The organism is Streptomyces sp. NPDC050704 (assembly GCF_040654355.1).
In the GTDB taxonomy this organism is placed as follows: domain Bacteria; phylum Actinomycetota; class Actinomycetes; order Streptomycetales; family Streptomycetaceae; genus Streptomyces.
Genome location: NZ_JBFAHW010000208.1, coordinates 1 through 10,088, shown reverse-complemented (window position 1 = coordinate 10,088; position 10,088 = coordinate 1). Strand labels below are relative to the sequence as shown.

Below are 10,088 nucleotides of genomic sequence, written 5' to 3'. Positions count from 1 at the left end.
GCGACTCTCGCGAGTCGCAGGAGGCAGGACCAGCCCGTCGCGTCGGTGGATCGGAGCAGGTCCTAGGCCTGCGGTGTCTCCTCCTGTGCTGCCTCTGCTGCTTCCCGTACGCGGGATGCGCGTGCCAGGTCGTCGAGTTGGTCTGCGAGTTTGCGGCGCAGGGCCGGGATCGGGTCGGCCTCGGTCAGGCACTGTTCGCCCTGTCGGAGGGTGGCGGGAGAGACAGCGTGGACCGGGAACGCCCAGCGGCCGGCGGCGTCGGCGATGGCGGGGCCGCGGCGGGCGGCGACGGCGACGGCGTCGGTCCAGTACCGGGTGACGTAGTCGCGTACGAGGTCGGTCTGTTCGGGTTGCCAGAAGCCCTGGGCGGTGGCGGTGAAGAGGTAGTTGGAGAGGTCGTCGGTGGCGAACATGGCGTCCCAGGCGACGCGTTTGGCGACCGGGTCGGGGAGGGCGGCGCGGCAGCGGGCGGCGCCTTCCTGGCCGGTGGCGCTGGGGTCCTGGACGAGTTCGGCGTCGATGACGGCGTCGTCGATGGCGCCGAGGACGGCGAGGCGGCCGAGGATGCGCCAGCGCAGTTCGGGGTCGAGTTCGGGGCCGCCGGGGACGGTGCCTTCGGAGAACCAGGCGCTGATGGTGTCGGGCTGGGCGGCTACGGCGATGTGGTGGCGTACGGCGATGAGGCGCAGGCCGGTGTTGGAGCCGTCCTCGGTGCGGCGGATGAGGTCGCGGCACAGGGAGGTGAGGGTGGCGAGGGCGGTGGGCCGGTCGTGGGCGGGCAGGTAGCGGTCGGCGACCTGGGTGGCGGCGAAGGTGAGGACGCCCTGGACGATGGCGAGGTCGGTCTCCTCGGGGAGGTGGGTGCGGGCGGCTTCCAGGTAGGCGGCGGGGTCGAGGTCGCCGTCGCGGACCATGTCGCGCAGGGTGTTCCACAGGACGGCGCGGGTGAGGGCGTCGGGGACGGCGGAGATGCCGCGTACTGCGGTTTCCTCGGAGACGTTGTCGAGGCGGATCTTGGCGTAGGTGAGGTCGAGGTCGTTGGGGACGACGAGGGCGGGGCGGGTGCCGGGGCGGGGGTCGGGGGACGGGCTCTGTGGGATGTCCGTCTCGTACCTCTCGCGCAGGACGAGGGCCTGGCCGTCGTTGAGGTCGCGGTCGTAGACGCCGACGGTGACGCGGTGCGGGCGGCTGCCGGCGCGGTCGACGGTGAGGGTCCACTCCCCCGGTTCGGCGGTGACGGACGCGGTGAGGGTGTCGACGCCGGTGGTGCGCAGCCAGGCGTCGGCCCAGGCATGGACGTCGCGTTCGGTGGCTCCGGCGAGGGATTCGATGAAGTCGGCGAGGGTGGCGTTGCCGAACTTGTGGCGGGCGAAGTGGGTGTTGATGCCGGCGAGGAAGTCCTTCTCGCCGAGCCAGGCCACCAACTGCCTGAGCGCGGAAGCCCCCTTGGCGTAGGAGATGCCGTCGAAGTTGAGCATCGCGGAGGCGGTGTCGGGGACGGCTTCGGGGTCGGGGGCGACGGGGTGGGTGGAGGGGCGCTGGTCGGCGTCGTAGCCCCAGCCCTTGCGGACGGTGCCGAAGTCGACCCAGGTGTCGGTGAAGCGGGTGGCTTCGGTGAGGGTCTGGTAGCCCATGTACTCGGCGAAGGACTCGTTCAGCCAGATGTCGTCCCACCAGCGCAGGGTGACGAGGTCGCCGAACCACATGTGGGCCATTTCGTGGGCGATGACCATGGCGCGGGTCTGGCGTTCGGTGTCGGTGACGGCGGAGCGGTAGACGAACTCGTCGCGGAAGGTGACGAGTCCGGGGTTCTCCATGGCGCCGGCGTTGAATTCGGGGACGAACGCCTGGTCGTAGGAGTCGAAGGGGTAGGGCTCCTCGAACTTCTCGTGGTAGCGGTCGAAGCAGGCGCGGGTGATGTCGAGGATCTCGTCGGCGTCGGTGTCGAGGTAGGGGGCCAGCGAGCGGCGGCAGTGGATGCCGAAGGGCAGGCCGCGGTGTTCGGTGCGTACGGAGTGCCAGGGTCCGGCGGCGACGGCGACGAGGTAGGTGGAGATCAGCGGGGTGGTGGCGGCCCGCCAGCTGCCGTCCTCCTGCTGCTCGGTGATGCCGTTGGCGAGGACGGTCCAGCCCTTGGGGGCGGTGACGGTGAGTTCGAAGACGGCTTTCAGGTCGGGCTGGTCGAAGGCCGCGAAGACGCGCTGCACGTCGTCCATGAACAGTTGCGTGTAGACGTATGTCTCGCCGTCGGTGGGGTCGGTGAAGCGGTGCATGCCTTCGCCGGTGCGGGAGTAGCGCATGGTGGTGTCGATGCGCAGTTCGTGTTCGCCCGCGGTGAGGTTCTTGAGCGGCAGTCGGTTCTCGTCGAGGGAGATCGAGTCCAGGTCGAGGAGTTGGCCGTCCAGGGCGACGGAGCGCAGTTCGGCGGGCTTGAGTTCGACGAAGGTGTCCCCGTCCGCGCGGGTGGTGAAGTGGATGACGGTTCGGGAGTCGAAGATCTCGTCGCCGCGTGTCAGGTCGAGTTCGATCCGGTAGCGGTGGACGTCGAGGAGCTTGGCTCGGGTCTGCGCTTCGTCGCGAGTCAGTACGGACATGGGTGACATGCTGCCTGATGGGCGGGGCGTGGCACAGGGGCGGCCTGGTCTGTCGGTCGCGGGGCCGGGTCTTGCGGGGTTTATGCGGACTTGTCCTGTTCGTGGACGGCGTCCCGGGCGGTGTCCCGGGTGGTGTCCCTGCCGACATCCCGGCCGGGACCCCGGGCTACGTCATGGCCTGTGTCGCGGCCTGTGTCCCTGACGGCGGGCCGTTGGGTGGGTACGCGGGGGTCGAAGCGTGCGGCGGGTTCCTGGCCTTTCACGAGGGCCCGCAGTTCGCGTACTTCGCGTTCCAGTGACTGGTAGCGCCGGTGGGAGTCGTACAGGTAGCGGACTTTGGTGCGCAGGGCCCAGGGGTCGATGGGTTTCATGACGAGGTCGGCGACGCCCAGCCGGAAGGCGGTGGAGGTGAGTTCGGAGTCCGGGCCGAAGCCGGTGACCAGGATGATGGGGATGCGCTGGGTCTGTTCCACACCCCGCATGTAGCGGACGACGTCGAGGCCGCTGACGCCGGGCATGCGTACGTCGAGGACGAGCAGTCCGACCTGGCCGCGCAGGACTTCTTTGAGCGCGTCGTCCCCGCTGGTCGCCCGCGTCAGCCGGTAGCCGAGCGGGGCCAGGGCGCTTTCCAGGGCGAAGAGGGTGTCCTCATGGTCGTCGACTATGAGGATTTTTGCGTCCGGCGGCATGGAGCGAAGTCCCCTCGCTTGGACAACCAGTTTATGTCCGAACCGACTGACAGGGAGTACTCGTGCACTGACAAGGAGTGCTCAGCAGGATGCCTCATTTCGGCGCGCAGGCCGAGAGGTTGGACTGACAACCGCGTGAGAAGTGGGGGCAGCCGGTAGCCGCGGGGTGTCGCCGGGGTGGTTACTGCGCGGAGTTGGCGTCGTCCGCGATGTGGTCGTCCGCGATGCGTTCGTGGTGGCGGATGACCTCGGCGATGATGAAGTTGAGGAGTTTCTCGGCGAACGCCGGGTCGAGTCTGGCGTTCTCGGCGAGCCGGCGCAGGCGGGCGATCTGGTGGGCCTCGCGGGACGGGTCGGCGGGCGGCAGCTGGTGGGCGGCCTTGAGGTGGCCGACCTGCTGGGTGCACTTGAAGCGTTCGGCGAGCATGTGGACGACGGCGGCGTCGATGTTGTCGATGCTTTCGCGCAGCCGGGCGAGCTCGGCGCGGACGGCCGGGTCGACCTCGGCGGCGTTACCCGTGCCGCCGGTGCTGTCCGTGCCGCCGACACCGTCCGTGCTGTCCGTGCCGCCCGGGTTGCCCGAGTTTCCGTTGTTGCTGGTGGTCATGGATGCCAACCCTACGTGGCGCGCCCCAGGGGGTGTGCGGTCGCTCGGTCGTCATGCTCCTGGTCGGCTTCCGAGGAGTGGAGCATCGGCGGATCGTCGGGGTCCGGGACCTGGTTGCTCCAGCCGCCCGGGACCGTACGGCCCTGTTGTTCGCGGAAGCGCACGGGTGCCATGCCGACGCGGCGGGTGAACAGGCGGGAGAAGTACGCCGGATCGTCGTAGCCGACGCGGCGCGCGACGGCGGCGACGGGCAGTTCGGTGGCGGCGAGGAGTTCCTTGGCGCGGCCGAGGCGGATGCCGAGGAGGTAGTCCTTGGGGCTGCAGCCTGCGCCGCGGCGGACGGCGGTGCGCAGTTCGGCGGGGGTCATGCCGTGCCGGGCGGCGTGGTCGGCGACGGAGAGTGCCTTGAAGGCGTCGCGGGCGAGGGCTTGCAGGACCTGGTGGCCGTCGGGGGTGGTGTCGGCGCGGGCGCGGCGCAGGGTGACGAGGAGTTCGTGGACGGCGGCGCTGGTCTCGACTTCCAGGAGGGGGTTGCCGCGGCGGGCGGCGCGGGCGATGCGGGCGACGGTGGAGCGGGCGGGGCCCGCGTCGGAGAGGGGGACGACGGGCCGGGCCGGTTCGATGTAGCCGAGTTCGGTGTAGGTGTCGGTGGTGGGCCCGGTGAAGTCGACGAAGGCCTCGTCCCAGCCGGTCTCGGGGTCGGGCCCGTAGTGGTGCGGTACGCCGGGGGTGAGCCAGAGCAGGGCGGGTGCGGTGACCGGCACGCGGTGTCCGTCGGCGGCCTGGAACCAGCCGCGGCCCGTGCTCACCACGACGGCCACGTGGTGGTCGAGGGTGCGCGGTCCGACGGTGGGCAGTGCCCCGTACTGGAGGCCGACACCGAGGCAGACGAGGCCCAGCTTGTGGTGGGTGGGGCCAGGGCTGAAGAACCGCATCCAGGTGTGGTACATCCGCTTTCCTCCTGGTTCCACCCGCCCGGCTCGGGGGCCTCGCGTCACCTCTCGCGTCACCTGTTGAGTCACTCCTTGCGTCCAATCAACGCTGATCTTTGTCCATGGACCGGGGCCGCCGCCAGGGGTGAGGGTGGTGCGCATGAGCGAGTTCGCGGTGGGGGACACCGATTTTCTGCTGGACGGGCGGCCGGTGCGGCTGCTGTCGGGGGCGCTGCACTACTTCCGGGTGCACGAGGAGCAGTGGGGGCACCGGCTGGCGATGCTGCGGGCGATGGGGCTCAACTCTGTGGAGACGTACGTTCCGTGGAATCTCCACGAGCCACGCCCGGGCCGATTCCGGGACGTGCGGGCCCTCGGCCGGTTCCTGGACGCGGCCCGAGAGGCGGGACTGTGGGCGATCGTGCGGCCGGGGCCGTACATCTGCGCCGAGTGGGAGAACGGCGGGCTGCCGCACTGGCTGACCGGGGAGCTCGGCGCCCGGGTGCGGACGCGGCACGAGGGGTTCCTGCGGCCCGTGGAGCGCTGGTTCCGTCATCTGCTGCACGAGATCGTGCCCCGGCAGCTGGACCGCGGCGGCCCGGTGATCATGGTTCAGGTGGAGAACGAGTACGGGAGCTACGGCTCGGACCGGGTGTATCTGCGCCGGCTGGCCGAGCTGCTGCGCGCCGGGGGCGTGCGGGTGCCGCTCTTCACCTCGGACGGGCCCGAGGACCACATGCTCACCGGCGGCTCGCTGGACGGTGTGCTGGCCACCGTGAACTTCGGGGCGCACGCGCGCGTGGCCTTCGAGACGCTGCGCCGGCACCGGCCGACGGGACCGCTGATGTGCATGGAGTTCTGGTGCGGCTGGTTCGACCATTGGGGCGCCGAGCACGTCGTACGCGATCCCGGGGGCGCCGCGGACGCGCTGCGGGAGATCCTGGAGTGCGGGGCCTCGGTCAACCTCTTCATGGCGCACGGCGGCACGAACTTCGCGGGCTGGGCGGGCGCCAACCGGAGCGGTGACCTGCACGACGGGGTGCTGGAGCCGGATGTGACGTCGTACGACTACGACGCGCCGATCGACGAGTACGGGCGTCCCACCGCGAAGTTCTGGGAGTTCCGCTCGGTGCTCGCCGCGTACGCGGACGGCCCCCTGCCCGAACTACCGCCCCCACCAGCCCCGTTGAGCTCCCCCGCCACCGTGGACCTCACCGGCCGGGCCCCCCTGTCCGCCGTGCTCGACACGCTCGGCGGGCCCGAGACCGAGCACGCGGTGCCGCCCGCCTTCGAGGACCCGGACGTGGACGTGGACCGGGGGCTGGTCCGCTACACGCTCGACATCCCGGGACCGCGGCAGCCGTATCCGCTGACGGTGCGAGGACTGCGGGATCTGGCGGTGGTGTACGTCGACGGGGCGCCGGCCGGAGTGCTCACCGAGGACGAGGCACGGCTCAAGGAACCGGTCGGCGGGCCCGCGCGCGTGGAGCTGTGGGTGGAGTCCCTGGGACGGGTCAACTACGGCCCGCGGACCGGGGAACCGAAGGGCATCACCGGCGGCGTCCTGCACGAGCGGCAGTACCTGCACGGGGTACGCGCGCAGGGCCTGCGCCTGGACACCCTCGACGACCCCGACGCCGTCGACAAGGTGCCCTTCCGCCCCTTCCGGTTCTCCCAGCTCTCCCGGCAGGCCTCCGGGGAGGGCACCCCCGGCCTGTACCGCGGCACCGTCACCGTACGCGGCGCGGGCGACGCCTGCCTCGAACTCCCGGGCTGGACAAGGGGGTTCGTGTGGATCAACGGTTTCAACCTGGGCCGCTACTGGTCCACCGGCCCACAACAGTCCCTGTACGTCCCCGGCCCGGTACTCCGGGAGGGCACCAACGAGGTCTGGCTCCTGGAACTCCAGGAGCCAACACCGAACACGAACCCCACCGAACCGTCGGCACCGGTCCTGCGCGGGTTGGCGTGAACGGTCTGACGGGGCGCCCCGTCAGGCGCGCCCCTCAGGGGCGCGGGGAACTGCGCGCCCAACCCCCACGACCGGCAGGTACACACAGCCCCAAGGCAACGCTCAAAGTCGGCTAAACACAGGAGGCGCCCCAGTCAAAGCCACGAACGCCCACCCTCACCCCTGTAAACGGCCGCGCCCTAAAGCGTTGCCGCCGCCCGGGATATCGCACTCGCGAACGTGGACACCTCGGTGTACACACCCGGCACCAACGGCCGCCCGCACCCGTACCCCCAGCTGACGATCCCGACCTGAAGCCACGCCCCGCTGTCGTCCTTGCGGAACATGGGCCCACCGGAGTCGCCCTGGCACGTGTCGACCCCGCCGCGCGGAACCCCCGCACACATCTCCTGCCCGGCGACGAACCGGCCGCCGTAGCGCTGCTTGCACCTGCGGTCGGAGACGAAGGGAACCTTGGCCTTGAGGAGCCGCGTCGAGCCGGTGCCCGCGTTCTCCCGGGTGTCGCCCCAGCCGGCGATGGTGAAGGTGCCCCTGTTGTAGCGGGTGTTCGTCGCGATCTTCAGCGTGGGCAGGTCGATGGACCGGGAGAGCTTGATGAGCGCCCAGTCCTTGCCGTGGCCGTCGTAGCCCGGGGCCTGGAGGACCTTGGTGGACCTGACCTTGATCGCACCGGGACCGTCGAGGTCGGCGACTCCGGCGGTCGCCGTGATCCCGGTGGTGTTGCCCGAGCCGTTCACGCAGTGCGCGGCGGTCAGGACGACGTCCTTCTTGTAGAGCGCGCCGCCGCAGCCCATGGACAGGCTGACCATGAACGGGAACTCGCTCTGCGCGGCGGGTGCACCCCCGACGATCGGCACGGGTGCGGCGTGCGCGGCGACGGGCTGGAGGCTGACGGTCGCGAGTGCGACGGCACCGACGGCCGCGGCCCGCTTGAAAGCGGAACTCCTGTACCCGGAATTCCTGTGATCGGATCTCTTGAGGAGGCTGAGCGTTCTGCCGGCCAACAGACTTCCTTTCGTGGGGAGGTTGAACACCTCGCGGTATGAAGATCGCAGTATGGAGATCATGGGGCATGCCCGGCAAGGGCCGGTCCCACGCTCCCCACCAGGCAACCCGGCACGCGAAAATCCGCTCACCTCCCCTTAGAGTGGAATCGGGTTCACGGCCTCTTGGGGGTATGGGCGTGACGAACGGCGGCGGTCCGGTCCAGCACGGCTACCCGCACCTGGACATGGTGCGGGCGGCGATCACCGCGCTCTACAAGCGGCTCTCGTACGACACGATCCAGACCTTCGCCACCAGCGTGCCCCCCGCCGATGTGGCCTTCTGCGACACCGATGATCTGCATCTGGGCGCCCAGCGGGTGGCCCACGAACTGGTGCGCCACTACCGGCTCCCGGACGCCCGCATGATCATCAGCTTCCGCGAGATGCAGCAGGCGGCCAACGTCGAGCTGGCCGCGGGCCCGGAGTACTTCATCGAGCTGAACGACCGCTTCCGCACCCACCGCAGGGACATCGGCGCCGCGCTCGCGCACGAGGTGATGCACGTCTACCTGCACCGCCTGGACCTCTCCTTCCCCGGCACCCGGGACAACGAGATCCTCACGGACACGGCGACGACGTATCTCGGTGCGGGCTGGCTGCTGCTCGACGCGTACCGGGAGGACGCCGCCTCCTCGCAGAAGCTCGGCTATCTGACGCCGGAGGAGTTCGGGTACGTGCTGGCCAAGCGGTCCCTGGTGTTCGGCGAGGACCCCGCCACCTGGTTCACCAGCCCGCAGGCGTACACGGCGTACACGAAGGGCATGATCCGGGCCCGCCACGACGAGCAGCAGCCCCCGCTGACCGCGGCCGGCTGGGCGGGCCGCCGCCGCTACGCGAAGGACCGCCGGCACGCCCAGGACCACCCCGTGCCGTCCCCGCCGGCCGGCGTCCCGTACGCCTTCACGCCCGACGGCCACGGCCGCGGTCCGCTGCGTGTCTCGTTCCCCTGCCCGACCTGTCACCAGCGGATCCGGGTGCCGGTCCGGGGCCGGGTACGGGCCCGCTGCGGCCTGTGCCGCACGGTCCTGGAATGCGACACGTAGAACGCCGGGGTCCGTAGAACACCGGGGTCCGTAAAGGCCGGAGCCGGAGTGCGTAAAAGGCTTTGCCTCGCGCGCCCCTTCGGAGCGAAGGTCGAGGGATGAACGTGCGGGACCCGGCGGCCGGTCTGTTCACGGCCGTGTACGAGGGTGACGAGGACGCGGTCGTACGACAGCTGCGTGCCGGGGCGAGCCCGGAATCGGTGGACGAGGACGGCCAGAGCGTCCTGTACCTGGCGGCGGTGGACGACAGGCCCGGTGTCGTACGCCTGCTCCTGGCGGCGGGGGCCGCCCCCGACCGGCTCAGTGGGGGCACCGACTCCCCGTTGTGCGGGGCGGCGTGCGGCGGTCACACGGAGGTCGTACGCGCCCTGCTGGCGGCCGGGGCCCGGCCCGACCTGGTGGAGGAGTTCGGTTTCACGGCGCTGGCCTGGGCCGTCCAGCGGGGTCACGCTCCCGTCGTGGCGGACCTCCTGGCGGCCGGCGCGGACCCTGACCGCCCGACCCCCTCCGGTGATCCGCCGCTGGTGGCGGCCGCCCGCCGCGGCTCCCCCGGCTGCGTACGTGCCCTCCTCGCGGCCGGAGTCGCGGCCCGCTCCGAGGCGCTGGCGGAGGCCCACCGATGGCTGACCCTGGACGTGGAGGCTGAGCTGCGGGCCGGCCTGGAGCGAACCTATGGCCCGGGCCACACCTACGAAACCCACCGGGTCGCCGAGGACGGCGGCGTGACCGTCTCGGTGGATCTCCTGAAGGACGGCCGCCCGTCCGCGGGCAACGACCAGCAGACCGGCCACGCGGCCATCGCCACGCTCCTGGAGAGCTCCCTGGGCATCGTCACGCCCGTTCCCGTTCTCGCCGACCGCGCCCTGCGCTGCGGCGACCGGCACAACGCCGACTGGACCGAGGCGGCCGCCGCCGTGGCGCTGCGCGGCGGCGAGGAGACGGTGCGGGTGGCCACGCGGTGGCGCGACAGCGGGGACCCGCTGTCGCGAGCCTTCGGCACGGATGTGCTGGCGCTGCTGGACTGAGATTCCTCGCCCCTGCCCCTACCGGGGGTGCGTTGTCGGGTGCGGGTGGGGTTGTGGCTGGTCGCGCAGTTCCCCGCGCCCCTGAGGGGGCGGGCTGCGCCCCTGCCCCCTCCAGCCCGTCCGGCGTTTGAGGACGAGGCCGTTCAGGCCGATAGGGGGGTCTGGGGGCGCAGCCCCCCG

8 protein-coding genes are annotated in these 10,088 nt (G+C 71.1%); 3 read left to right on the top strand and 5 right to left on the bottom strand.

Features of this window, described 5'->3' with window-relative positions; all coding sequences use genetic code 11:
- Positions 1–62: 62 nt before the first annotated feature.
- The 4 genes from pepN to AB0I18_RS50435 form a co-directional block, all read right to left on the bottom strand.
- Complete coding sequence (pepN, locus tag AB0I18_RS50450; RefSeq protein ID WP_363112606.1) at positions 63–2,603, bottom strand: aminopeptidase N; 2,541 nt, start codon at positions 2,601–2,603, stop codon at positions 63–65.
- Positions 2,604–2,674: 71 nt separating this feature from the next.
- Entirely contained in the window at positions 2,675–3,283 is a 609-nt protein-coding gene (locus AB0I18_RS50445) for a response regulator (protein ID WP_363112605.1), read from the bottom strand.
- A gap of 181 nt (positions 3,284–3,464) precedes the next feature.
- Positions 3,465–3,890, bottom strand: coding sequence for a chorismate mutase (locus tag AB0I18_RS50440; protein WP_363112604.1), 426 nt, complete (start codon positions 3,888–3,890; stop codon positions 3,465–3,467).
- 11 nt (positions 3,891–3,901) lie between these two features.
- Positions 3,902–4,840, bottom strand: coding sequence for an AraC family transcriptional regulator (locus AB0I18_RS50435; RefSeq protein ID WP_363112603.1), 939 nt, complete (start codon positions 4,838–4,840; stop codon positions 3,902–3,904).
- Positions 4,841–4,982: 142 nt separating this feature from the next.
- Between AB0I18_RS50435 and AB0I18_RS50430 the strand changes: the two genes are divergently transcribed.
- Positions 4,983–6,794, top strand: coding sequence for a beta-galactosidase family protein (locus AB0I18_RS50430; protein WP_363112602.1), 1,812 nt, complete (start codon positions 4,983–4,985; stop codon positions 6,792–6,794).
- Between the two features lie 179 nt (positions 6,795–6,973).
- Here AB0I18_RS50430 and AB0I18_RS50425 read toward each other — a convergent pair whose 3' ends face one another.
- The gene (locus tag AB0I18_RS50425; RefSeq protein ID WP_363112601.1) at positions 6,974–7,798 is read right to left on the bottom strand and encodes a serine protease; all 825 of its coding nucleotides are present in this window, start codon (positions 7,796–7,798) and stop codon (positions 6,974–6,976) included.
- 173 nt (positions 7,799–7,971) lie between these two features.
- Here AB0I18_RS50425 and AB0I18_RS50420 point away from each other — a divergent pair, with 173 nt between their 5' ends.
- Together AB0I18_RS50420 and AB0I18_RS50415 are read left to right on the top strand one after the other, a co-directional pair.
- Positions 7,972–8,883 carry a hypothetical protein gene (locus AB0I18_RS50420; protein ID WP_363112600.1) on the top strand — a complete coding sequence of 304 codons (912 nt, stop codon included), beginning with the start codon at positions 7,972–7,974 and terminating at the stop codon, positions 8,881–8,883.
- 98 nt (positions 8,884–8,981) lie between these two features.
- A complete protein-coding gene (locus AB0I18_RS50415; RefSeq protein WP_363112599.1) occupies positions 8,982–9,908 on the top strand; it encodes an ankyrin repeat domain-containing protein in 927 nt (308 codons plus the stop codon).
- The last annotated feature ends 180 nt before the right edge of the window (positions 9,909–10,088 follow it).

Excerpts from the sequence above, each read along its gene's own strand:
- pepN (WP_363112606.1), bottom strand. The coding sequence starts at position 2,603 with ATGTCACCCATGTCCGTACTGACTCGCGACGAAGCGCAGACCCGAGCC.
- AB0I18_RS50445 (WP_363112605.1), bottom strand. The coding sequence starts at position 3,283 with ATGCCGCCGGACGCAAAAATCCTCATAGTCGACGACCATGAGGACACC.
- AB0I18_RS50440 (WP_363112604.1), bottom strand. The coding sequence starts at position 3,890 with ATGACCACCAGCAACAACGGAAACTCGGGCAACCCGGGCGGCACGGAC.
- AB0I18_RS50435 (WP_363112603.1), bottom strand. The coding sequence starts at position 4,840 with ATGTACCACACCTGGATGCGGTTCTTCAGCCCTGGCCCCACCCACCAC.
- AB0I18_RS50430 (WP_363112602.1), top strand. The coding sequence starts at position 4,983 with ATGAGCGAGTTCGCGGTGGGGGACACCGATTTTCTGCTGGACGGGCGG.
- AB0I18_RS50420 (WP_363112600.1), top strand. The coding sequence starts at position 7,972 with ATGGGCGTGACGAACGGCGGCGGTCCGGTCCAGCACGGCTACCCGCAC.
- AB0I18_RS50415 (WP_363112599.1), top strand. The coding sequence starts at position 8,982 with ATGAACGTGCGGGACCCGGCGGCCGGTCTGTTCACGGCCGTGTACGAG.